Annotated in this window: 18 protein-coding genes and 5 pseudogenes; 8 read left to right on the forward strand and 15 right to left on the reverse strand. The window is 70.2% G+C overall.

Going from position 1 to position 23,507, the window contains the following annotated elements:
- Positions 1–80 precede the first annotated feature (80 nt).
- The 7 genes from ACEPPI_RS07975 to ACEPPI_RS08005 form a co-directional block, all read right to left on the reverse strand.
- A complete protein-coding gene (locus ACEPPI_RS07975; RefSeq protein WP_373914507.1) occupies positions 81–956 on the reverse strand; it encodes a universal stress protein in 876 nt (291 codons plus the stop codon).
- A gap of 222 nt (positions 957–1,178) precedes the next feature.
- Positions 1,179–2,543 (reverse strand): Ni/Fe hydrogenase subunit alpha, encoded by a 1,365-nt coding sequence (locus tag ACEPPI_RS07980; RefSeq protein WP_373914508.1) that lies wholly within the window; start codon positions 2,541–2,543, stop codon positions 1,179–1,181.
- A complete protein-coding gene (locus ACEPPI_RS07985; RefSeq protein ID WP_373914509.1) occupies positions 2,540–3,358 on the reverse strand; it encodes an oxidoreductase in 819 nt (272 codons plus the stop codon). The genes ACEPPI_RS07980 and ACEPPI_RS07985 overlap by 4 nt, the downstream gene beginning before the upstream one ends.
- Position 3,359: 1 nt before the next feature.
- A complete protein-coding gene (locus ACEPPI_RS07990; protein WP_373914510.1) occupies positions 3,360–4,166 on the reverse strand; it encodes an FAD/NAD(P)-binding protein in 807 nt (268 codons plus the stop codon).
- A complete protein-coding gene (locus tag ACEPPI_RS07995) occupies positions 4,163–4,564 on the reverse strand; it encodes a cyclic nucleotide-binding domain-containing protein (protein WP_373914558.1) in 402 nt (133 codons plus the stop codon). Before ACEPPI_RS07995 ends, ACEPPI_RS07990 begins: the two co-directional genes overlap by 4 nt.
- A 71-nt stretch (positions 4,565–4,635) precedes the next feature.
- Positions 4,636–5,805, reverse strand: a complete 1,170-nt coding sequence (locus tag ACEPPI_RS08000; RefSeq protein WP_373914511.1) for a 4Fe-4S dicluster domain-containing protein — start codon at positions 5,803–5,805, stop codon at positions 4,636–4,638.
- Positions 5,806–5,847: 42 nt separating this feature from the next.
- Positions 5,848–6,384 (reverse strand): hydrogenase maturation protease, encoded by a 537-nt coding sequence (locus ACEPPI_RS08005; RefSeq protein WP_373914512.1) that lies wholly within the window; start codon positions 6,382–6,384, stop codon positions 5,848–5,850.
- Between the two features lie 728 nt (positions 6,385–7,112).
- On the opposite strand from ACEPPI_RS08005, the pseudogene ACEPPI_RS08010 reads away from it, so the two are divergent.
- Positions 7,113–7,244 (forward strand): annotated as a pseudogene (locus ACEPPI_RS08010) (CBS domain-containing protein); the annotation flags it as partial.
- A gap of 146 nt (positions 7,245–7,390) precedes the next feature.
- Positions 7,391–7,750, forward strand: a pseudogene (locus tag ACEPPI_RS08015) (hypothetical protein); the annotation flags it as partial.
- A gap of 8 nt (positions 7,751–7,758) precedes the next feature.
- On the opposite strand, the gene ACEPPI_RS08020 reads toward ACEPPI_RS08015, so the two are convergent.
- A complete protein-coding gene (locus tag ACEPPI_RS08020; protein WP_373914513.1) occupies positions 7,759–11,406 on the reverse strand; it encodes a hydantoinase B/oxoprolinase family protein in 3,648 nt (1,215 codons plus the stop codon).
- 111 nt (positions 11,407–11,517) lie between these two features.
- On the opposite strand from ACEPPI_RS08020, the gene ACEPPI_RS08025 reads away from it, so the two are divergent.
- Positions 11,518–12,564 carry an NAD(P) transhydrogenase subunit alpha gene (locus ACEPPI_RS08025; RefSeq protein WP_373914514.1) on the forward strand — a complete coding sequence of 349 codons (1,047 nt, stop codon included), beginning with the start codon at positions 11,518–11,520 and terminating at the stop codon, positions 12,562–12,564.
- 17 nt (positions 12,565–12,581) lie between these two features.
- Here the strand turns inward: ACEPPI_RS08025 and ACEPPI_RS08030 are convergent, their stop codons facing one another.
- On the reverse strand, positions 12,582–13,220 hold the full coding sequence (locus tag ACEPPI_RS08030; protein WP_373914515.1) for a hypothetical protein: 639 nt from the start codon (positions 13,218–13,220) through the stop codon (positions 12,582–12,584).
- A 408-nt stretch (positions 13,221–13,628) separates the two neighbouring features.
- Between ACEPPI_RS08030 and ACEPPI_RS08035 the strand changes: the two genes are divergently transcribed.
- The 4 genes and pseudogenes from ACEPPI_RS08035 (at position 13,629) to ACEPPI_RS08050 (ending at position 16,864) form a co-directional block, all read left to right on the forward strand.
- Entirely contained in the window at positions 13,629–14,093 is a 465-nt protein-coding gene (locus ACEPPI_RS08035; RefSeq protein WP_373914517.1) for a cyclic nucleotide-binding domain-containing protein, read from the forward strand.
- Positions 14,094–14,131: 38 nt separating this feature from the next.
- Positions 14,132–14,454 (forward strand): annotated as a pseudogene (locus tag ACEPPI_RS08040) (CBS domain-containing protein); the annotation flags it as partial.
- A gap of 358 nt (positions 14,455–14,812) precedes the next feature.
- Entirely contained in the window at positions 14,813–15,790 is a 978-nt protein-coding gene (locus tag ACEPPI_RS08045) for a YbhN family protein (protein WP_373914518.1), read from the forward strand.
- 165 nt (positions 15,791–15,955) lie between these two features.
- Positions 15,956–16,864: a universal stress protein gene (locus tag ACEPPI_RS08050; protein ID WP_373914519.1), complete on the forward strand. Its 909-nt coding sequence runs from the start codon at positions 15,956–15,958 to the stop codon at positions 16,862–16,864.
- A 124-nt stretch (positions 16,865–16,988) separates the two neighbouring features.
- Here the strand turns inward: ACEPPI_RS08050 and ACEPPI_RS08055 are convergent, their stop codons facing one another.
- Positions 16,989–18,149, reverse strand: coding sequence for a site-2 protease family protein (locus tag ACEPPI_RS08055; RefSeq protein WP_373914520.1), 1,161 nt, complete (start codon positions 18,147–18,149; stop codon positions 16,989–16,991).
- Between the two features lie 362 nt (positions 18,150–18,511).
- The gene (locus ACEPPI_RS08060; RefSeq protein ID WP_373914521.1) at positions 18,512–19,063 is read right to left on the reverse strand and encodes an HPP family protein; all 552 of its coding nucleotides are present in this window, start codon (positions 19,061–19,063) and stop codon (positions 18,512–18,514) included.
- A 513-nt stretch (positions 19,064–19,576) separates the two neighbouring features.
- Here ACEPPI_RS08060 and ACEPPI_RS08065 point away from each other — a divergent pair.
- Positions 19,577–20,920: a phosphoribosyltransferase family protein gene (locus ACEPPI_RS08065; protein WP_373914522.1), complete on the forward strand. Its 1,344-nt coding sequence runs from the start codon at positions 19,577–19,579 to the stop codon at positions 20,918–20,920.
- A 110-nt stretch (positions 20,921–21,030) separates the two neighbouring features.
- Here ACEPPI_RS08065 and ACEPPI_RS08070 read toward each other — a convergent pair.
- The 4 genes and pseudogenes from ACEPPI_RS08070 to ACEPPI_RS08085 all read right to left on the reverse strand — a co-directional run.
- Positions 21,031–21,129, reverse strand: a pseudogene (locus ACEPPI_RS08070) (DUF5994 family protein); the annotation flags it as partial.
- A gap of 108 nt (positions 21,130–21,237) precedes the next feature.
- Positions 21,238–22,149 (reverse strand): universal stress protein, encoded by a 912-nt coding sequence (locus ACEPPI_RS08075; RefSeq protein WP_373914523.1) that lies wholly within the window; start codon positions 22,147–22,149, stop codon positions 21,238–21,240.
- Positions 22,134–22,496, reverse strand: coding sequence for a DUF6119 family protein (locus ACEPPI_RS08080; RefSeq protein WP_373914524.1), 363 nt, complete (start codon positions 22,494–22,496; stop codon positions 22,134–22,136). Before ACEPPI_RS08080 ends, ACEPPI_RS08075 begins: the two co-directional genes overlap by 16 nt.
- Positions 22,497–23,233: 737 nt before the next feature.
- Positions 23,234–23,410, reverse strand: a pseudogene (locus ACEPPI_RS08085) (pirin family protein); the annotation flags it as partial.
- Between the last annotated feature and the right edge of the window lie 97 nt (positions 23,411–23,507).

Consider the following 23,507-nt stretch of genomic DNA (forward strand, 5'->3'; position numbering starts at 1 on the left):
CATCGAGGCCGGTGCCGGTCCGGAGCGCGGACGCGTCGGTGCGGTGCGCCGGCACCGGCAGCTCCTCGTGGTGGCTCGACTCAGTCATGGGGAATGACGGCGACGGGGCAGCGCGCGTGATGGATCGCGGCGGTGGCCACGGAACCCAGTGGGGGTGCCAGGGCGGGTCGATGCATGCGGCGGCCGACGACCAGGAGCCCTGCGCCCTTGGCGGCCCGCACCACGGCCTTGGTGGGGCTTTCAAGACCGATGCTGTCGGCCACCTCCACACTCGGAAACTTCTCGCGCCAGGGGCGAAGGGCGTCGCTCAGGAGCTTCTGCGCCTCCTGCCTCATCTTCTCGGTCACGTCATGGTCCGTGCCCCAGGGAGCGTGAGCGTGGAGGGGAACGCTCCGGCCATGGACGGCCCGAAGGGGCACGCCCCGGGCTGCTGCGGCAGCGAAGGAGAACGCGAGCAGGTCGTTGCACGGACCGTGCAGTTTCAGTGCCACCACCACGCCGCCCGAGGCGCCCGGAGCGGACGGCGGACCCTCATCGCGCGTCCCGGCGCGCACCAGGACCACCGGCCGTTCGGCCCGTGCCACGACGGGCATGCTGATGTCGCCCAGGAAATAACTCTCGACGGGCTCCAGTCCTCGCGAACCGAGCACAGTCATCTCGGACTCCGCCGACGCTTTCAGCAGCGCCTCCTGTGCATCCTCGGCGACCAGGTTGCCGACGATGGTCAGGCCCGGGTGGCGCGCTTGGAGCTCCGCCTTCGCGTTGTGCACGATCCGCTTCGCCCAGTAGTTCTGATCCATCTCGGCGGGAACATGGGTCGGTTCCGGCGCCAGGAGGGGCCACGCGTGCAGCAGCCGCAGCGTGAGTTTGCGGCGGGCGGCTTCGTCAGCCGCCCAACGGGCGGCGGCAAGGCTCTCGGGTGAGCCGTCGAGGCCCACGGTGACGACTGGCTCCATGCCGACTGCTCCGTCTGGTAGATGACTGGAATGGCGGTGAGGTGTCCATCCGGCGGCCCAGAGCCCTGTCGTCCCCGCGCTCGCGCCGGTAGCCGTGCAGCGACCGTAAGCGGTACTCGACGAACCACCTGTGCCAACGCGCCGAGCACACGGCCGCATGTCATCCGAGCAGCACTCGAAGCCTCCCCGCAGCGCGCAGGAGGCCGTTCTTCCAGAGCGTGATCAGTGGGTTCGCTCGATGTCCAGTTCCAGGAAGTGGGCCGAACACGAGATGCACGGGTCGTGGTTGCGGACGGCCCGCTCGCACAGCCGGGTGAGCTCGGCCTCGGAGCCCTCGCCCCGATCGAGGCCGGCTTGGACCAGCCGACGCAGGTCCTCCTCGATGGCGCCCTGGTTCTGGGCGGTCGGTGGCACGATGCGGGCGTCCGTGACACGCCCCCCGTCGTCGAACGCGTAGCGGTGGTAGAGCAGGCCGCGTGGCGCCTCCGTGGCACCGTGGCGGGGGCCGGCCCGGGCCGGCACCTCCACGTACGGGCGGGCCGGACGTTCGTACTCCGTGATGATCCTCAGGGCCTCCTCCACCGCGTACAGGACTTCCACCGCCCGGACGAGGATGCTTCGGTACGGGTTCCGGCAGACCTCTCCCCGCCCGGCACCCGCGCGCGACGGGGGGTCACCCAGTCCGGCCTCCCGTGCCGCTTGCAGGGCCAGCGGGGACAGCAGGTGGCCGCTGACCGCCCAGCGGGCGAGGGAGCCGGTGAGATGCCTTCGGCCGTCCAGCCGGGAGTGGAGGGCGGTGGAGTGGGAGACCTGCTCCTCGGCCACGTGCTCGGTGAAGTCCCGCAGGGGAAAGCTGTACGGCGGGAGCGTCGCGTCGTACGGGAGCACGGTGGGCACGCCGGACTCGATGGCGTAGGTGCCGGTCTCGGCGAGGGCGAGCAGGTCGGCGTCGCACGCGGCGTCCGGGAATTCGAAGCCGGCGACCCAGCGCACCGTGTCCCAGGCGTCGTCGAGGGCGGTGCGCAGCCGTTCTTCCAGGGGTCGGAGTTCGGCGCGGGTCGGAGCGCGGTGGAAGCCGCCGATCCGGACGTTGACAGGGTGGATGGCCCGGCCCCCGAGCAGTTCGACCACGACGTTGCCGGTCTGCTTCAGGCGCAGTCCTCGCTTGACGTGCTCCGGATAGGAGCGGGACAGACCGATCACGTCGTCCTCGCCGAGGAAGTCCGGTGCGTGCAGCATGTGGATGTGCAGCGTCTGGCTCTCGATCCATTCGCCGCAGTACAGCAGGCGGCGAATGGCGGCCAGTTGTCCGTCGACGACAACGCCGCACGCGTCCTCGATGGCACGACAGGCACTCATCTGGTAGGCGACGGGACAGATCCCGCAGATGCGGGAGGTGAGGTCGGGTGGCTCCGTGTGTGCTCTACCCCGGAGGAAGGCTTCGAAGAACCGCGGTGGCTCGTAGATCTTGAGCCGCGCCTCGACGACGGTGCGGTCGTGGATCCTCAGGTGCAGCGCGGTCTCGCCCTCGACACGGGCGAGCGAGGAGATGCGAAGCTCCTGGGTCCGGGGCGTGGGATCGCTCATCCGAGGCCATCCGCGTCGGTCGTGCCGGGCTGCTCCTGCTCCTCCACGGCGGTGAAGGCGGTCACGTTGAAGGTGTGCAGGAACCTGCCGATGTCCTCCTCGCTCATCCCGTCACGCTGCATGAGCGGGACCAGCGCGGGAAGGTTCGTGGTTCCGGCCGGCCCGAAGCAGCCATAGCAGCCGCGCCCGTAGGTCGGGCACAGGGCCCCGCAGCCCGCGTGGGTGACGGGGCCGAGGCAGGGTGTGCCGTGGGCGACAGTGACGCAGACGTTGCCGCGCCGCTTGCAGGCGAAGCAGACGCTGTGGTTCGGGATGGCAGGCTTGCGTCCGGCGAGGAACGCGGTGATGACCTCCACGAGCTGACCGCGGTCGATGGGACAGCCGCGCAGTTCGAAGTCGACGGGTACGTGGGCCGAGACCGGCGTGGAGGTCGCGAGGGTCTCGATGTAGTCGGGGCGGGCGTAGACGGTCGCCAGGTACCCCTCGACATCGGCGTAGTTGCGCAGCGCCTGCACGCCGCCCGCCGTGGCGCAGGCACCGATGGTGACGAGGTGGCGGGCTTCGGCGCGGATGCGCCGGATGCGCTCCACGTGCTCAGGTGTGCTGACCGACCCTTCGACGAGGACGAGGTCGTACGGGCCGGGCGCGGCTTCGCTGGACGCCTCCAGGAAGTGGGCGATCTCCAGTTCGGCGGCGATGCCGAGCAGTTCGTCCTCGCAGTCGAGGAGGGTGAGCTGGCAGCCGTCACAGGAGGCGAACTTGAACACGCCGAGGCGGGGACGGGCAGGAGGCTGGCGTGTGGTGGGGGCGCTCATCTCACAGTTCCCGGACGGTGAGCAGGGGCTCGGCCTGGTCGTAGCCGACGACCGGGCCGTCGCGGCAGAGCAGCAGGGATCCGAGCTGGCAGTGTCCGCAGTGGCCGGTGGCACAGCGCATGTTGCGTTCGAGGGAGACCCGGATGCGGTCGGGGCGTACCCCCTGGTGGATCAGCGCCCGTGCGGTCGCGCGCATCATCACCTCGGGACCGCAGACGAAGGCGACCGTCTCCGACGGTGTGAACCGGGCCTCGTGGAGCAGCGTGGTGACGACGCCGACCCGGCCGGTCCAGCCGCCGGAAGGCCGGTCGACCGTGACGGCGCCGAACGGTTTTCCCCAGGCGGGGAACTCGTCCCCGTACAGCAGATCGGCGGGGGTCCGGGCGCCCGCGAGGACGTTCAAGCGCCCGAACGCCCGGGGCTCGGCCAAGACCGCGTCGACGAGGGGACGGAGCGGAGCGAGCCCGATGCCTCCGGCGATGACGAGCAGGTCGTTGCCGTGAGCGGCGGCCGAGTCCCAGGCAGTGCCGAAGGGGCCGCGCACGCCGACCCACCCGCCGGTCCGCAGGCCGCACAGTGCGCGGGAGACGGCCCCGACGGCGCGGACCGTGTGCGTGAGCCGGTGCCCGTCCGTGATCCGGGACACGGACACCGGGATCTCGCCGACACCGAACGCGTACAGCATGGCGAACTGGCCGGGTGCGAAGGGCTTCAGGGCATCCGCGGCGGGTTCCAGTACGAGCGTGACCGTGTCGTGCGTCTCGTCGCGGCGGTCCACTACACGGTAGGAGAGGGGCGTGAGGGTCATGGCACCGGCCCGCTCCCCTGCGGTCCGTACAGGTCGAGCAGCCGGGTGCGGGTGGCTCGAAGCCGGTCGCCGATGGTCTCGGCGACGACGGTGACCAGCGACAGGCCCAGCGCCGTGTCCTCGGCGCACAGGTCCTGGACCGCGGCGGCATCGAATTCCCAGGCGCGGACGGGGTCCCGGGTCTCGGCCGCGAGGTGCCACTGCCGCGGCGGGCACAGCCATGACCAGCCGAGCAGGCTGCCCGCACCGATGGTCTCGACGACCGCTCGCCCCCGGCCGGGCATGTGGACATCGAGCGCGACCGTGCCCGAGCGGATGACCCAGAAGCGGTCGGCCTTCTCCCCCTCCTCGAAGATCCGCGTGCCGCCCGGAAGGGCGACTTCCCGGGCGAGGGCCATCAGCTTCCCGCGGTGCTCCGCAGTCAGAGCGGTGAACACCCCCTCGCCCGGAGACCCAACCGGATGCGAGGTCACGGCGTGCTCTCCCGCTGCGTGGCTTCCTGGTGCAGGGCGTGGGCTTCCTCGGTGAGGTCGATGCCCGTGGGACACCAGACGATGCACCGGCCGCATCCGACACAGCCGGAGCTGTCGAACTGGTCGTGCCAGGTACCCAGCTTGTGAGTGAGCCACTGGCGGTAGCGGCTGCGCGGGGTGGACCGGACCGGGCCGCCGTGGAGGAGCGAGAAGTCCAGGTCGTAACAGGAGTCCCAGAGGCGCCAGCGCTCGGCATGATCGCCGGTCAGGTCGGTGACGTCCTCCGTGGTGGTACAGAAGCAGGTGGGGCAGACCATGGTGCAGTTGCCGCAGCTGAGGCACCGGGCGGTGACGTCGTCCCAGCGCTCCGCTTCCAGATTGTCCCGCATCAGCGTGCGCAGGTCCACCGGCGGCATCGAGCGGCCCATGCGTTCGGCGGCGGCGCTCACGGCCTGGGCTGCGGCCGCTCGGGTGGAGCCATCGGCGCTCCGCCCCGGCAGTTCCGCGAGGACCGCGGCTCCCTCCTCACTCCCGCTCCGGCACAGGAACCGGTGGCCGGCATCGTCCACGACCTCGGTGAGGGCGAGGTCGTACCCGGCGTCGACGGCCGGCCCGCTCCCCATCGAAACGCAGAAGCAGGTGGCACCCGGCTCGGTGCACTCGGCCGCGATCAGGAAAGCACCCGTCCGCCGGGACAGGTAGGCGGGATCCCGGTACCTGCCCCCGCTCATCACCCGGTCCAGGATCTGAATGGCACGCAGATCGCAGGGCCGCACGCCGAGGAACGCGTACGAAAGGCTCTCCTGCTTCTCCTCGCGGACCACCGGCGCACCGTCCGGGCCGCGGTCCGCGGACCACTGGCGGACTCGCTCCGGATGCAGGAACGACTTCCACGACTGGGGCCCCGCGCTGTGCGCGAACACGGCCCCGTCCTCGCGGCGGCGGAGCCGGTACTGCCCCGCCTCCAGCTCGACCCCCCACCCGTAGGGAAGCGCATCGGCGGAGTCGAGCTCGGCGAGGACGATCGCGCCGTCGCGCACGGTCGGGCCGATCACCGTGCGTCCGCGCGCCTTCAGGACCCGCACGAGCGCGGCCAGACCGTCGCGGTCGAGAACCGCCTCGGTCTGGTGGTCGAGGACGGCTCCGGCATCCGAAGCGTCGGTCATGGTCCACCTCTCGGTCTCCACGTGCCTAGATCCGGCAGCATGTCAGACCTGCGGGCTCCCGGGTTCGAACCTGGTCCGGCGAGTCCGCTCGCCGTGTTTGCGGACGTCTTCCTCGATGTGCCGGACCAGATGCGGCAGGGCGGCCGCCACCGCCGGGGTGAGCCCCGTGCCCAGCGAGCGGTCCGCTCCCTCGACCGCGTACACGATGAGGAGGCCGGGGCCGCGCCCGAGACTGTCGGCGAGGCACAGAGCCTCGGCGAGCCCCAGCCCGTGGGTGCTCTGCCTGCCTGCGGCAGCCGGGTGCGGCATCTCGCCGGGAGCCACACACCACCGGTGGGTCCGCCCAGGCTGCGCCGCAGGTGGGAAGCAGGCGTCGACGACGAAGGTGAGGGCCTTGCCTTCCCAGAGGCTGATCAGCCGGCCGGGGTCTCCGTCGCACTGTGCGAGCTCAGTGCCGGACGGGAGAGGTCGCTGCGCTTTCCGCGCGCGCAGCAAAGCGATGGCGGCCCACCCCACCCCGTCATCGCGCCGGAACTCGTTGCCGATCCCGATGACCGCCGTGCCGGCGAGCGGCTTCATACGGACCCGCTTCCTTCTCCGGGGGTCTCCAGGCACAGCCTGCCCCACTCGCGGGATGACGTCCTGTGCCACGGGGCAAACGGCGCACGGCACCGCACCGAGTGATGTGCGGGGCCCGGCCTCCCACCAAGGTGCCCGCGCCCGTTACGGCCATCGGTGATCCGTTGCGTCGGTGGTCAGATGCTTGCATCCCGGGTTTGTCATCCCTCCCCGTTGGGGAGTTCCCTCGGCCGTTATGGAGGCAGCCTCACCACGCTCCGGGGTCCTGAGGCCGAGCATGGGACGCGCGGCTCTGGAAAGGGACCGTCCGGCACTGGCCGTCCGTTCGGCGGGCGCCGGATCGTGGGAAACGCGGGGCTGGGCTTCCCGGCACTCTCCATTCCATCCGACCCCACCGGTATCCCCCGCCGCCACAGGGTGGTCGAGACCAACGCCCGGTGCTGGTCATGAACCACCCCGACACGCGAAGCCAGGAGCAGAGGATGAAAGAACAAGAGAAGTTTTCTCTGCCACCAGCGAGGCCAGCCGGGGCGCGCCGGCGTACGCGTTGCGGCCCGACGAGTCACAGAAGCAGGACTCGCTGCTGCGTTATGTGGGTGCCGTGGCCGATGTGGCCGCGCGGAGGGCGGCAGGCACAGCCAGTGCCGACGGTTTCCAAGAGCGACGCCAACGAGCCCCCGGCGTCCCAGCCCGAAATCCCGGCCGAGGTTCTGTTGGTGCGCGACATCATGAACGCCGCAGCCCCATCGGTGCGCGGCGACACGCCCCTCACCGAAGTGGCCCGGGCGCTGTCCCGTGAACACGCCGGGTCGCTGCCCGTCCTGGACCCTCAGGACGAGGTGATCGGCGTGGTCTCGGAAGCCGACCTCCTCGTGAGGGCCGCCGTGGAGGGTACCGGCCCCCTGCCCGGGGCCCTGGCCCGGTACCGCGAAGTACCTCTGGGTCACGAAGCACGCAAGGAGACGGCGGAACGGCTCATGACCTCTCCGGCCATACCGTCCGGCCTGGCACGACCGCGGCCGAGGCGGCCTGGCCGGCATGCCTGTCCCGCCTCAAGCGCCTCCCTGTCGTCGACCACGAGGGACACCTGGTGGGAACGGTCCTCCGGCACGCCCTGCTCGATGCCCTGGTCGGTGACGCCGGGTTGCGCACCGAGATCGAGGCCGTGGTCCGCTCCACGGCGCCGGAAGCCGCGGACACCGTCCAGGTCTCGGCACACGCGGGGCAGTACGCTCACCGGTTCTGTTGGCGGAACCGACGTGGGCAGGATCCTTGCCGAAATCCGCAAGATCGACGGGGTAGCGGAGGTGACCGATCGGCTGATCGCCGCATGAGGGCCCGCCCGCGCCCCCTGACATCCAGATGACATCCAGATCATCGCTCTCCCTCTCGGCCCGGCTCGCCGTACCCGCCTCCTCCTGGGGTCTCCACCACGAGCACATCGCCGGTCCGGACCTCGACGGAGTCGCAGCCTGCCATCGGGACGGAGGTTCCGTCGACCCGCTCCACGTGGTTGACGCCCAGCCCGCCGGGGGCTCCGCCGGCCATGCCGTAAGGCGGGACTCTGCGGTGGCCGGAGAGGGTACTGACCGTCATCGGTTCGCGGAAGCGGATCTTGCGTACGGTGCCGTCACCGCCCCGCCAACGACCCTCGCCGCCGCTGCCGCTGCGTACGGAGAACTCCTCCAGCAGCACCGGAAGGCGCCACTCGAGAACCTCGGGGTCGGTGAGCCTGGAGTTGGTCATGTGGGTCTGCACCGCTGACGCCCCGCAAAACCCCGGTCCTGCGCCGGAGCCGGAAGCGATGGTTTCGTAATACTGGTGGCGTTCGTTGCCGAAGGTGAGGTTGTTCATCGTGCCGCTGCCCTCTGCCTGGGCGCCCAGCGCGGCGTAGAGGGCCCCGGTGATCGCCTGCGAGGTCTCGACGTTCCCTGCGACGATGGCCACGGGGTAGACCGGCGCGAGCATTGATCCGGCTGGGACGATGATGCGCAGTGGCCTGAGGCAGCCGTCGTTGAGCGGGATGTCCTCGGCCAGCAGCGTCCTGAAGACGTACAGGACTGCCGCGTTCACCACGGCTGTCGGCGCGTTGAAGTTCGTCTCCAGCTGTGGCGATGTACCGGTGAAGTCGATCGTTGCCGACCGCTGCTCGCGATCCACGGTGATGCGTACGGAGATGACTGCGCCGGAATCCATCTCGTAGCGGTACGCGCCGTCGGCGAGGGAGACGAGCGCGCGGCGGACGGCCTCCTCGGCGTGGTCCTGGACGTGGCGCATATAGGCGCGCACCACGTCGAGGCCGAAGTGGTCGATCATCTTGCCGACCTCCTCGACGCCCTTGCGGTTGGCGGCGATCTGGGCCCGCAGGTCGGCGAGGTTGGTTGCCGGGTCTCGCGACGGGTAGGGCGCCTCCGTCAGCAGTCGCAGCGTCTCGTCCTCCCGGAGCCTGCCGTTCTCGACGAGCAGCCAGTTGTCGAAGAGGACTCCTTCCTCGTCGATCTCGTGGCTGTTCGACGGCATGGATCCCGGTGTCAGGCCGCCGATCTCCGCGTGGTGACCACGTGAGGCGACGAAGAAGAGGATCTCCGTGCCAGGGGCCCTGTCCCTCCCGCCCCGCTCGTCGAAGACCGGAGTGACCACGGTGATGTCGGGCAGGTGAGTGCCGCCGTGGTACGGGTCGTTGACCGCGTAGGCGTCGCCGGGCCGCATCGCACCGTGGCGGCGGCGGATCACTTCGCTGACGGCGGTGCCCATCGAGCCCAGGTGCACCGGGATGTGCGGGGCGTTGGCAACGAGATTGCCATCCGGGTCGAAGAGCGCGCAGGAGAAGTCCCGTCGTTCCTTGATGTTGACTGACTGAGCCGTTGCCTCCAGACGGCCGCCCATCTGCTCGGCGATCGACACGAAGAGGCTGTTGAAGATCTCCAGCATGACGGGGTCCACCCTGGTCTCGACCCCGGTCTCGGCAAGACCGACCACTCGTTCGAGACGCAGATGACCTGTGGTGGTCGCGGTCGCCTGCCAGCCGGGGTCGACAACGGTGGTGGCGTCGGCCTCGGCGATGACGGCCGGACCGGCCACGACGGCGCCCGGTCCCAGACACTCCCGTCGCCGCAGGGGGACATCGCGCCAGGTTCCGCCAGTATGGAGCGGTACGGAGTCCGCTTCCTGCGCGCCGTCGTCAGCCGTTCCGGTCGGGGTAAGGCGGCCTAGATCGGGCTGCCGGGTCAGTCCCGTCGCCTCCACCGAGAGTGCGTCGACGATGACGGGGCGGTCCAGGAGAAACGAGTACGTCGCCCGGTGGTTCTGCTCGAATTCCGCTGTCATGGCGGTGGGGTCGGCCAGTGCCACCGTGACGGTCGTGTCGGTGCCGTCGTACCGCAACCGTGCCTGCCGCGACACCTGGATTCGGTCGGCGGGGACGTCCTCGTCGTGGAGCACGGCGCGGGCGGCGTCTTCCAGTTCGCGCGCCACAGCGAGGATCCGCGCCATGCTCGGCTCTTCGAGGGGAAGTTCCACCGACTGCTCGCGCAGGGTAGTGGTGTCGGCGAGTCCGATGCCGAGCGCGGAGAGTACTCCGGCCATGGGCGGTACGAGGACAGTGCGGATGCCGAGGGAGTCCGCGACGGCGCACGCGTGCTGGCCGCCTGCTCCGCCGAAGGAGGTCAGCGCGTACTCGGTGACGTCGTGGCCACGCTGCACGGAGATCCGTTTGACGGCGGTCGCCATGTTGGCCACCGCCACCTGCAGATAGCCTTCGGCCACCTGCTCCGGCGAACGCCGGTCGCCGGTATGCGCCTGAATCTTCCCGGCGAGTTCGGTAAAGAGCCGTCGTACGACCTCGTGGTCCAGGGGCTGGTCGCCGTCGGGCCCGAAGACGCGCGGGAAGTGGGCCGGCTGCACGCGACCGAGCATCACGTTCGCGTCGGTGAGGGTCAGCGGGCCCCCCGCGCGATAGCAGGCGGGGCCGGGGGCCGCTCCGGCCGAGTCTGGTCCCACCCGGTAGCGGATGCCGTCGAAGTGCAGGACGGACCCGCCGCCGGCCGCGACGGTGTGGATGTCCAGCATCGGCGCCTGGATCCGGACTCCCGCCACCTGGGAGGTCGACACCCGTTCGTACCCGCCGGCGAAATGGGACACGTCGGTGGAAGTGCCTCCCATGTCGAAACCGATGACCTTCTCAAAGCCCGCCAGCTGCGACATGCGTGCCATACCGACGATGCCGCCGGCCGGACCGGACAGGATCGCGTCCTTGCCGCGGAAGTGTCCCGCCTCGGCCAAACCGCCGTTGGACTGCATGAACATCAGCCGAACGCCGCGCAGTTCATCGGCCACCCGGTGTACGTAGCGGCGCAGGACGGGAGAGAGGTAGGCGTCGACCACAGCGGTGTCCGCACGCGGGACCAGCTTCATCAGCGGACTGACCTCGCTGGACAACGAGATCTGTGGAAAGCCGATTCGCTCGGCCAGGGCACCGATCGCCTGCTCGTGTGCGGGGTGGAGGCTGCTGTGCATGCAGACGACCGCCACGGCGCGAATCCCGTCGGCGTACGTGCTCCTCAACTCGGCTGCAAGGGCCTCCAGATCGGGCGGGGTCAGCACCGTGCCGTCGGCGGTGACGCGTTCGGAGACCTCGACCACCCGTTCGTACAGGGCTTCGGGGAGGACGATCTCCCGCTCGAAGATCCGGGGGCGGTTCTGGTAGCCGATGCGCAGGGCGTCCCGGAAGCCGCGGGTGATCACCAGTGCGGTCGGCTCACCAGCACGCTCCAGCAGGGCATTGGTCGCCACCGTGGTACCCATCCGCACCGCATCGATCGCGCCGACGGGAATCCCTTCCTGCTCGGAAAGGCCGAGCAGCGCGCGGATTCCCGCGACGGCCGCGTCGCGATAGCGGGCCGGATTCTCCGAAAGGATCTTGCGGGTCAGCAGTTCGCCGTCCGGGGAGCGGGCCACGATGTCGGTGAACGTACCTCCTCGGTCGACCCAGAACTGCCATCCGAGACCGACACTGGGGGCCATGTACCCAGCATTACCCGTGCGGCGCGCTCAGTGACCATGCGACTCGCCCTGAGCGAGATCCATACTGAACGGGGAACGCGTTCGGAGGGTGGTGCAGCAGTGACGGCTCCCATGATCGTCGGCGTGTGCGGGGAGACCGCGCCCGGGGAGCGTCGCGTTGCCCTGGTGCCGGACGCCGTGGGCGCGGTGCAGGCGCTCGGGCTGGAAGTGCTGGTGGAATCGGGGGCCGGAGCAGCCTCCTGGCTGCCCGACCCCCTTTACCGGCAGTCGGGTGCGCGGGTCGCGACGCGCGACGAACTGCTCCATCGCGCGGACATCCTCGTGGGCGTACGACCGCCCGCCTTCCCGGCGGGGCACCGGTTTCGCCACGGACAGGTTCTGATCGCGCTCCTGGATCCCCTGCGCATTCCGTTCGACGTGCGGCGGTGGGCGGACGAGGGCGTGACCGCCATCGGGCTGGACCTGGCTCCCGACACCTCGGTACTGGCCCGGCCCATGGACGCCGTCGCCTCCCAGGACCGGCTCGCCGGCTACAAGGCGGCGCTGCTGGCAGCCGACCGGTTCGGGCATCCCCTGTCGGGCACGATTGTTCCCGCCGCTCCCCGGGCGGTTCGGGCATTGGTCCTCGGCTCCGATGCCGCTGCCCGGCAGGCTGCAGACATCCTCCGTCTCCTGGGGGCGACCGTAGCCGTCAGCGATCTTGTTCCGCCGTACGGTCCGACATCGTCCGGTCTGGTGGCCGGTGCCGACATCGTCATCACCACGGTCCGCCCACGCCGGGGCCTACGGCCACCGGTGCTGGTGACGGCACCGGCCATGGCGGGCATGCGGCCAGGCTCCGTGATCATCGATACCGCCGTCGGACCGGACGGCGGAAACGTCGAAGGCGTTCTGCCGGAGTCCACGACGACCGTGGGCCCCGGCGTCACCCTGATCGGCGCCGGCCGACTCCCGGAGCGCATCCCCCAAGCGGCTTCCGCGGCATACTCGCACAACGTCACGGCACTACTCGGGCACCTCGTATGTGACGGTGAAGTGCTGATCGACCCGGCCGACCCCGTCCAGGCGGCAATGCTGGTCACCCACGGCAACGTGGTCCTGCACAAGGGCGTGTGGCAATTGATCGTGGAGCAGACCGCTGTGGCCGGCCTGCCCTGACCCGCCGGCCGGCCTGCTCACCGCCCTGGTGCTGTCTCCTGTAGCAGGGCGATGTGACGGGCCACGGCAACGGATCTCTGGGCGCACTCCTGGTAGCAGCGGCCGAGGACCGCCGCGTCGACGGCGTCACGGGTGGTGAGCAAGTCCCTGCTGGACAGCAGGACGCGACAGAGCTCCTGCTGGCGACGGTCGATGTCCTCCACCTGCCTGTCCATGACCGCATGAGGCGCGGACAGCTCAACGACATCAGCCGCCCGTCCGACCAATGCAAGGCAGTCATCACCCATGTCACGTACGCGGAACCGCACTTCGTCGGGAAGAGGCTGCCTCGACCGGCGCGCCCACGCGATGTCACCGACCTGACGGATCAGCAGATCGATGCGCCCCGCGTCCTGGCCGACGTACATGTCCGTCACCAGGGATCGGAGGTCTGCCTCCTCGATCGTTCCGATGGAAGTATCTGCCGCGACCAGCTCGTCCGTCTCCTGCCGGAGCTCGCCCAGCGCTCCGCTCAGGGTGATCATCCCCTGCTCCAGCCCGGCCTCGGGCGTCGCCAGCAAGCCTGTCGCCCGGCCTACGGCGGCGTGAGCCAGCCGAAGCACGTGCGCCACACGGCGGACAGCCTGCTCCGTCTGCTCCAGCGCTCTTTCACTCATGTCGAGCTCCCGCTCCTGCGGCCGGCCGAACCGTCGGCCGCGTCGGCCGCGGCATCCCGAGGACCGCAGCCGCGGCAGCTTTCGCAACCGCGCAAGCATGGCAGAGAACAGCCTGCCGGACGTCGGCACGCCGCGCCTGACGACACCCTCACCAGGGCCGCTCGGCCAGCGCCGGGTGACCACAGCTCCCGTTGCCATCCAATCCCCTGCGTGCGCGTACCGGTGGACGGTATCCGGTCCCGGCCGCTTCCACCTGGACCTGCCGGGTCTCTGCGAGCCCCTGCGCGCCGCATTCGGAGAAGGCTGCACTTCGTGCGGGTCTGATTGGGCCACCTGTGGGGCCGGTCGGCCCATGCCCGGCGAGGGACCTCTGAGCAAGACTGGAAACGGACTCGAACGGAGGCCGCCATGAGCACCCCTTCTCCCATCCGGATCACTGCCGCCCTCTCGGCGGAGCACCGTACACGGCTGATGAGCGTGGCCCACGAGGTGAACTTCGTGGAGGGAGCACGGATCTTCAGCGAAGGAGGCCCTGCAGACCGGTTCTGGATCGTGCGGACCGGCACCGTCACTCTCGACGTCAAGGTGCCCGGCACGAAACCTGCGGTGATCGAGAGCCTCGGTCCCGGTGAGCTGGTCGGCTGGTCCTGGCTGTTCCGCCCCTACACATGGCACTTCGGCGCCGAGGCGATGACACCTGTACGTACCCACGAGTTCGACGCCGCGGCCGTGCGGATGATGATGGACGCAGACCCGGCGTTCGGGTCCGCGATCGGCCACTGGGTGGGTCAGGTACTCGCCCACCGGCTTCTCTCCGCACGGATTCGCCTGCTCGACCTGTACGCCCCCCACGGGAGTGGCAGCACGCTGTGAGCCGCCACGGACCGAGAGCGGGATCCAAGGAGCCGGTACTGCACGCAACCCGTTGGGCCATCAGCGACGTGATTTCGCATACGGCCATCGCCGTGGGCCGCGAGGCCTCGTACAAGGACATAGTCGAGCTGATGGATCAGTGGAAGGTCAGCGCCCAGCCGGTGCTGGAGGGCGAAGGAGACGTCGTGGGCGTCGTCTCCGAGGCCGATCTTCTACCCAAGGCGGAGTTCCGGCGGGACAACCCGAGATCTCCGGAGCAACTGGCGGAGGCCCCCAAGCCGGAGCGGAGCTCGCCGAGGAGCTCATATCCAGCCCAACCGTCACCGTGCACCCGGACGCCACGATCGCCGAAGCCGCCCGCGAGGAGAGGCCGGGGCTGCGGCAGTGGAGAGACACGCCGGGTACAGAGTGCCAGGACCATCGGCGCCCGAGTGTTTGGGGATTCGACGACCGCCCCGGGCGGAACCGGTCGTGCCTTGAGAGGGCGCTGACCCTGCGGGGCCGCGCCCGCTGCCGGAGATCATCACCGCAATCGTCCTGATCCGCAGAGCCGGGCCGGTGCGCGGCGGACGGTATGCCGCGCCGACGGCGAGCCCGTCCGTAACGTGGCCTGTATGGCGCATGGAACTGGCGAATCGGACGGTACCGGGCAACCGGTTCTCCGGCCGCTGCCCGCATCGGCCCGTCACCCGTTGTGGTGGCTGCTGTCGGCCGTATTCGTGACGGCTGCCGCGGCCGCCGCTGTGAACCGGCGCCACGACATCGCCTCGGCCCTCCACCTGATGGGGGCGGTGCCACCGGCGTGGCTGGTACTGGGCGCCCTGCTTGAGGTGCTGTCCCTGACGTGTACGGCGGCGATGCAATGGTGGCTGCTGAAACTGGGTGGCGCCCGTCTGGGATTCGCCCTGATGGGCGCCATGGTCGCCGCAGCCAACGCGGTGGCTGGAGCACTCCCCGGTGGTGCGGCGTTCGCCGCTGCGTGGCTGTTCGGGCAGTTGCGGCGCCGACACGTATCGCTGGTGCTCGCAGGGTCCGTCCTCGCGGTCTCCGGCCTGTTGTCCGCTCTCGCCCTGTTCTTCTTGCTGCTGGTCGGTGTCCTTGCCGGCAGCGCATCGGGGCCCGGCGCCGGTCTGCGCTCCGCCGTGCTCTGGCTGACGGTGGCCCTCGTGCTCGCCGCCACCGCGGTGGTGGCCCTGTCACGGTTTCCTTCCTCACGGCGCCGCGCATGGCGCCTGTGGCGAAGGATCGGAGTCCGCACCCCCCGCATGTGGGACATCGAGGAGGGGCTGTCCCACCTCGTCCGACACGTTCGGGTGAGCAGGCCCGGTATCCGCCCATGGCTGGCGCCGTTCGCCCTGGCCGTCTCGAACTGGATTCTGGACGTGGCCTGCCTCATCGCCTGCTCATGGGGGCTGGGGATCACGCTGCCCTGGCCCGGGACACTGATCGCCTACACCCTCACCCAGATGACGGGGGCCCTGCGGCTCACACCCGGCAGCCTCGGAGTCATCGAGACCAGCCTCGCCGCGCTCCTGGTCCTCTACGGGCTCCCCGCGGATCAGGCCATCGCGCTCACGCTCCTGTACCGGATCGCGAGTTACTGGGTGCTGCAGCCGATCGGCTGGGTGAGCTGGCTCGCCCTCACCATCGCCTCGCGTCATGGGGCAGTCACTCTACGAAGGCGTCCGAAGGGGTGAGGGGAGTTGCCCGGGCGGCGCCTCGCCGCTGCGGGGCGAGAATGGAACTGAGTGCTTCCACTCGGCCGTGGCTTCCCCTACCAGTTGAGGGCGGGGCCCGGGCGGCCGTCTCGGGCTGGTGCGAACGTGCCGGTGAGTCGATCCGAGTCTCGAGAGGCGGTGGGGATGATGAAGACCCTGGCTCCCCTTGTCGTGGGCGTCGACGGTTCCGATTCCAGTCTCACCGCGACGGACTGGGCCGCGGACGAGGCAGTACGACTCGCGCTCCCCCTGCGCATCGTGTACGCCTCGTTCTGGGAGCGGTACGAGGGAGCCGTACCAGCCTGGAGCCTGGACCGTCCCTCCGAACAGGTCCTCGCCGAGAACATCGTGGCGGTCGGCGCCGCGCGCGTCCGGCGCCGCACACCCGGCCTGCAGGTCACGACGGACATCACGGCCGAGGACGCCGCGAGCGCTCTGCTGCGCGAGGGACGCACGGCAGACGCCGTCGTCCTCGGCTCGCGCGGACGCGGGGAACTCGCCGACCTTCTGCTCGGCTCCGTGGCCCTCGTCGTGGCCGCCAGGTCCTCCGGCCCGGTCATCGTCGTGCGCGGGGACCGACACGCCCTGGAAGCACGCCACGGGCGCGTACTGCTCGGCACAGGCCCCTACGACGTGGACTCTCCAGCCGTACGGTTCGCCTTCCGCGAGGCCGCCGCACGGGACGCGGAACTCGACGTCGTCTGCGCCTGGCGACGCTCACCACACGAACCGGTCGACCACATGGTCCTGCCCGACGACGCCCCCCGCGACCACGAGGAGCGGGCGAGAACGCTCCTCGACAAAGCCGTGGAAACCGCGGCCCGGGAACATCCACAGGTACGGCTCCGCCGCACCACACTCGAAGGCACCGCACGCAGGGTGCTCACCGAGCGGTCGGCCGCAGCAGACCTCTTGATCGTCGGCGCACGGCGGTCAGGCGGCCCGATCGGCATGGAACTGGGCAGGATCGCCCACCGAGCCCTGCATCATGCCCTCTGCCCCGTCGCAGTCGTCCCACAGCACCACGGCACACCGCCTCGGGAAGCACCGTGACCCCAGGGGTGACCATGACGGCACACTCTCCTGCGCCGCCGCGGGGCCATGCGGTCCCGACGAAGCGGATCCGGGAAGCCAAGCGCCGCTCCGTGGGGAACCCGCTGCTGCTCAGGGCACATCTTTAGGCACCGCCGCTGTGTGGGCGCCGCTTGGCGGGAGCGGTCATCAGCCAGGCCACGGTGCGGCTGATGTCCGAGGACGCGACGATGCCGACCAGGCTGCCGCTCTCGTCGACGACGAGGGCACGCTGCCCGCCTCCCGCCAGCATCTGCGGCAGTACCTCGGCCAACTGGTCGTCCGGGCCGACGACGGTGACGCCGGACCGCGGGACCATCACCTCCCGAACCCTCGTCACGTCGCGTTGCCCCTCGGCCACCCGCCCTGCCGTGGCAAGCGTCAGCAGCCCCACCAGGGAGCGTCCGTCATCACCGATGACGGGGAAAGCCGAGTGGCGATAGCGGTAGCGGGGATCGGCCAGGAGCTCCGCAATGGTCAACCCGGCGGGAACGGTGACCGGGGAGGGCGTCATGGCGAACCGCACCGGTACACCCGCCAGCACCATCCGCAACTGCGCCTGCTGCCCCTCCGCGGTCGCGGCGGCGATCAGGAACCAGGCGATCATGACCAGCCACAGCCCGCCGACCACGTCACCGCGCGCGAACAACAGCAGGCCGATCAGGAGGAGGAACCAGCCGAACCCGCGCCCCGCCGCTGCCGCACCGGCCGTGGCCCGTGCCCGGTCTCCCGTCTTCCACCACAGGAAAGCGCGCAGCAGTCGGCCTCCGTCCAGTGGAGCGGCCGGGACAGAGTTGAACAGAGCCAGCAGGAGATTGATCACCGCGAGCCACAACAGCGCCTCGCTCGCCAGCCCGGGCCCGGCAGCCGTGCCGACCAGCCACCCGGCCAGCGCGAAGCCCACCCCCAGAGCCAGGCTCACGAGGGGTCCGACGCCGGCGATCCGCAGTTCGGCTGCGGGCGTGGACGCCTCCGACCTGAGCCTGGCCACGCCGCCCAGAAGCCACAGTACGATGTCGTCCACTGCCACCTTGTTGCGCCTGGCCACCACGGCGTGGGCCAGTTCGTGGGCGAGCAGAGACGCGAAGAAGACCGCGGCGGTCAGCAGCCCCACCAGCCAGTACACCCACCAGGCGCGCCCCGGGTGCGCATCGGGCAACCGTCCCTCGGCCAGCCCGAGTGCGATGAGCGTGAAGATGACCAGGATGCTCCAGTGCACACCGACCCGGACTCCCGCGATCCGGCCCAGTACGAATGTCGGCTTCACGGTTCCTCCAGCGTCGCGCCCCCGCAGATCGTGATCCGGCAAGGCCTCGCCGCCGTCGACACCGGCGAAGCCGAGTCCCGTGCTCGCCTCGCAGCCCACTCACCAGGCTAGACACCGGCCCGTCTCCCCACAGGGGCCGACTGGTCCCGCTCCTGTCCCCATTGGTCCCAGGCTCGGAACGCTCGACAACTGGCTGTGAGAACCGCCCGGAGGACCGGCCCGGTGGCCTCGGCCGCAGTCACCGGCAGCGGACCGCTCGGTCCGTCGGCGTCACCCGGTTCCTGCCGCTGCTTCGGACGTGTCCTCTGCGTGCCCGCCCGGTCGTTCATCCTGGTCGCCCTGCCCTCATCCTGTGGCGCCGCTCATGGGACAGGGTTCGCCCGGTCGTCGCGGCGGGGCCCGAGTCCCGGAGTCAGCGTGGACGGACCGATCGCAGTCGCCTCGGCGTTCCCGGACACGGAGGCCGGGTACCGCACGAGGCCGGCCACGATGTCGGAGGCCGTCAGCAGGCCGACCAGCCTGCCGGCGCTGCCGAGCACTGGAAGTGCCTCGCAGTGGTTGTCCGTCATGGCGACCGCTGCCTTGCGCACGCTTTCCTCGGGCCTGACGGCCGGCCGCCGACGCCCGGAAAGCAGGGCGCCGACGTCCTGCGCCGAGAGCACGACCGCGGGCGCGGAGCACGCGACCGCGACTTCGCAGCGGTCGAGGAGTCCGGAGCAGCGGCCGTCCGGCAGCAGGACGGGAAGGTACGCGGCACCGGTCCTCTCCAGCAGCTCCCAGGCCATGAGCACGGTCTCGTCGGCGGCGACGGCCACCACCTCCGTCCGCATGACCTCCCCGACGGTCCAGGCCATGACGGCCGTGTTCGCCGGGGCCGCTGGGGGATGCGTCTGCGGGTGCGTCGCCGATGCCATGGCGGACTCCCCTCACCGTGTTGCGGGGCCTTGTTGTCGGACCTCCAGCATGGCTCAGTCTGAACGCCGACGGCGACACCTGCTCACCGGCCGCCACTGCGGAGTCCATGACGGCCACGGAGTCGGTGCGGGCACGGCCGCGGTCGCGGCGCTCGGCGAGGCACAGATCCCCGTACACCTCGCCCTGGACCCTGCTCGCCGTCCCCGGCTCCCGGGAGCCCCGATTCCAGAGCGCGCCGCTCCGCCCGCGATGCCCTGCAGAATGCCCGCCGACCGCTCGACGCGGGCACCATCCGGATGCGGACTTCGTGCACCGGTACGACCCTGAAGTCAGGGGTTCTGTTGCGTGCCCGCCGGCACCTGATGCGCAGGTTGTCGGGGCTCACAGCTCGTCGAACCCCGCACCACCGCGACCTGGCCCGCCACCGAAGCCGTCTGGTTCCGACCCGGCCCTCCGGCCGGTGTCCCTGCGGACGCTTGCCGACGGATCGGGGCCGTGAAAGGAGGCGCGGTATGTTCTTCTCCAATCGAACGGCTGCCGGCAGACAACTGGCCGGTGAGCTGGCCCGGCTCGGGCTGGTCGAGCCGGTGGTACTCGGGCTCCCCCGCGGCGGAGTACCCGTGGCCGCGGAGGTCGCACGCGTCCTGGGCGCGCCGCTGGACGTGATCGTGGTCCGCAAACTCGGGGTGCCCTTCCAGCCCGAGGTGGCCTTCGGCGCCATCGGCGAGGGCGGCGTACGGCTGATCAACGGGGCGACGGTCCGTGCCGCCGGCCTCGGGGAACGGGACTGCGCAAGGGTGGAGGGAGCCGAACGGGCCGAACTTCAGCGGCGTCTGACGCGCTACCGGCAAGGCCGGGAGCAGATCGCGCTCACCGGACGGACGGTGGTCGTCGTGGACGACGGCATCGCCACCGGATCGACCGCGTCCGTGGCGTGCGAGGTTGCGCGCGAGCACGGGGCTGAGCAGGTGATCCTGGCCGTGCCCGTGGCGGCTCCCCAGGCAGTGGAACGGCTTCGGCGCGAGGCGGACGAGGTGGTGTGCCTGTCGGTGCCCCGTCTCTTCTCCGCGGTCGGCCAGTGGTACGAGGACTTCTCGCAGGTGGGAGACGAGGAGGTCGCCGCGCTGTTGGCCGAGGCGATGCGGGCACGCCCGGCAGCACCGGCACAGGCTTCAGGTCGGGTCCCGCCACAGACCGGTGATGTGGTGGTGGACGCGGGAGGCACGGCGTTGCCCGGTCTGTTGACCGTGCCCGAGGACGCCGAGGCTGTCGTCGTCTTCGCGCACGGCAGCGGCAGCAGTCGCCTCAGTCCCCGAAACCGCCACGTGGCCGAGATCCTGAACCGTGCGGGGCTGGCGACGCTGCTCTTCGATCTCCTCACCCCGGCCGAGGCACGTGACCGGGCGAAGGTCTTCGACGTACCGCTCCTCGCCCTGCGCCTGACTCAGGCCACGGGATGGATCCGGGCGCGGCTTGCCCTGCGCATCTGCTACTTCGGCGCCAGCACGGGCGCCGCGGCCGCGCTCATGGCCGCCGCCGAACCGCGATCGGACATCGCCGCGATCGTCTCGCGGGGCGGACGCCCCGACCTGGCGGTCTCCCGGCTCGCGGCCGTACGTGCTCCGACCCTGCTGATCGTCGGCGGAGCCGACGATCAGGTACTGGAGCTCAACCGCCAGGCCGCGGCGCGCCTGCGCTGCGAGCACCAGATGGGGGTGGTTCCCGGTGCGACCCACCTCTTCGAGGAACCCGGCGCGCTGGACGCCGTGGCCGACGCCGCGCTGGACTGGTTCGGCCGCCATCTCCCCCATCTCGGCGTCGTTCCCCACAGGTCCGACGAACACCGAGAGACGTGATGGCCGCGCCTGGTGGCAGCGCCGGAGCCACGGGTGCGCGCCGGCGAAATCGGTGTCGGCGTCGGACGACGCAGGTGTCGCCGCATTGACGTCTGGCGAGGACGAGGGTGTGCGGCTGCCATGAGCCGTGCCGCGGCGGCGGGCTCGGTCTCGGGCGGGATCACGAGCAGGTCCCGGCGGCCGCGGGTGTAGGAGAGCAGGATCAGCTTGACGCTCCGGGGCAGCCTCCACAACCGTGCCTTGGTCCCTCTGGTCGTGCGCGGCAGGCCCGGAGGCGTTCCACGACGCGGACGCCGATTCCGCGGCCTTCGGGGTGGTCACAACCCTTGGTCCTCGTCGTCCTGCTTGCCATGGCGCGGAATGAGTTCCACGGGGCAGTGTGAGTGGTGCAGGAGGCTGAGCGCCGCCCAGCCCAGGGTGGGCCCGAAGTATCCGGGGGTGCGCCGTCCGCCCATCACCAACAGGTCCGCGTGGCGTGACGCCTCCACCATCACCCCTGCGACGGACGAACTCTTCTCGGTGTCCACGTGCACGCTCAGGGCCGGGAACTCGTCACGGATCCGGTGGGCCACTGACGTCACCCTTCGTACGTGCACCTGCACCCCCTCGGCCGCGACGTCGAACACGATCACGCTCTCCCCCACGGACTCCAGCACATTCCAGACGTGCAACAACCGCAGTGACGACCGGCGCAGCTCCGCCTCACTCGCCGCGTACCTCGCGCACTCCACGTCGTGTTCGTCACGGATGGCGGCCAGGACGACCCCCGCTTCGGCGGTGTTCTCGTCACCCCGGACCACGACCACGGGCGCCTTGGCGCCTGCGGCGACCTTCAGGCCGACCGAACCCAGCATCAGCGACTCGAAGCCGCCGAGGCCGCGGCTACCGACCACGATGGTGTCGGAGTCCGCAGCCGCAGCGTGCAGGCCGGCGACCGGCTCGTGGGGACTGAGTTCGGTCGACACGTGCAGCCCCGGATGGCGTTCGGCGACCTTGGCGGCGGTCTCCTCGAGCAGGTCCCGGCCCGCCCGACGTATCCGCTCGACGGCGTACATAGATGCATACAGCATCCGGCTGTCGGTGTCCGCGCCGTGCACGAGGTGCAAGGGGCTCTCCCGCCGCACGGCCTCCGCTGCGGCCCAGAACACCGCCCGCTCCGCAGGCCGGGATCCGTCCACTCCCGCCACCACAGTGCCGAGCTCAGGACCATGCGTCATACCGACTGCCATGAATCCTCCTCACCGAAAGCCAAGGAGGGGTCATCCATCACACGCTCCGAAACCCGATGACGAACGAGGCAGAGGTCCAGTATGTGGTGCCCCACTCCGTAACTCAGAGCGTAGACCCCATGGGCAGTGCGCATGAGGACAAGGCCGACTGCGGCACGATTCCTCTCGTTGACGTCGAGGCCGGTGACGGACTCGACGGTGTCGCACCAGTCAGCGCGCTCGCGTGGGACTCCTCCCGTCATCAGCAGTCCCTCGATGCCGTCACGGGTGAAGTACCGGACCTCATAGTCAGCGCCGTCAGGGTGCTTGTGGCGCACGAACTCTCTCAGCTCAACGGCATGGGCCATCGGTCTTCAGCCGGTGGGGCGTGGACTTACGGGTGGCGGGTCGGGGTCTGCGGATATTGCCCAAGGCGACCTCCACGCGCTTGCAACGCAGGACCTACCGAGAAAGCAGATAGGGAGGTGTCTCCCACCACTGCACGGACCCTTCGAGTTCTGCTCGGATGATGCCGGCAGCACGGAGAGCGCCCACGGAGGCGAACGATCGATCCAACGCTGCTGCGTCAGGAGGACGACCTACCCGCTTCAGCCGATAGGGCCGGCAGCCGGTGAGCCGAGGTACGGCAGCGGCCACCATGGAGTGGCCGCCCACTGGACACCCCGCCAGGCACGGAGCCCTGCCTGCGCGACCGCGGGGCGCCGGCACCGCGTTTTGTCGGCTGCCAACAACCTCTAGCGGCTGACCTCCGCGACAGGCCAACGGCGAGCTTCGGCCTTGACGCGAGAATCGAGCAGGACCCGCCTGCGGCAGCCGAATACTTCACGACCGGGCACCTCTGCATGACGCGCCTCCGTCAGGAGCAACCTCTCGACTGCCCCTCAAGCAACCAACTACTCGTCAGTAGAGTCAGCAAAGTGTCAGCATCCGCTCGATCGGACCTGACCACAGTCTGTTACTCCTGAGCCTCGACCTCAAGATCAACAAACCGGCCCAGGGGCCGCGGAGATTTCCGCCGACCCCTGGAAACGGAACGCGGACGGTCGCCGCACCCAAGACCATCCTGAGATGTCATCAGCACAGTTCAGCGCATCCTTCCCCTAGGCTTCAGGCGAGTTGATGGAAGTCCCGGGGCTGGAACCGGAGGGCCGTCGCAGCCCTTCACCTCGCCGAAGCGGCTGCCGTTCATCCAGTCCTCGCGGGCCTGTGCGACATCTGCCTGGGACCGCCCGATCCAGTTCCAGAACCATTTGACCTCCTGACATTTTTGCAGGTCAGAGCGTTGGCGCCGGGGATCGTCGGCACCGGACGGAAGAATGCCACGGTGCTGTGGGCGGCTTCCGCCAGGGCTTCGCTGA

Origin of the sequence: Streptomyces sp. AB3(2024) (assembly GCF_041862025.1) — a bacterium.
In the GTDB taxonomy this organism is placed as follows: domain Bacteria; phylum Actinomycetota; class Actinomycetes; order Streptomycetales; family Streptomycetaceae; genus Streptomyces.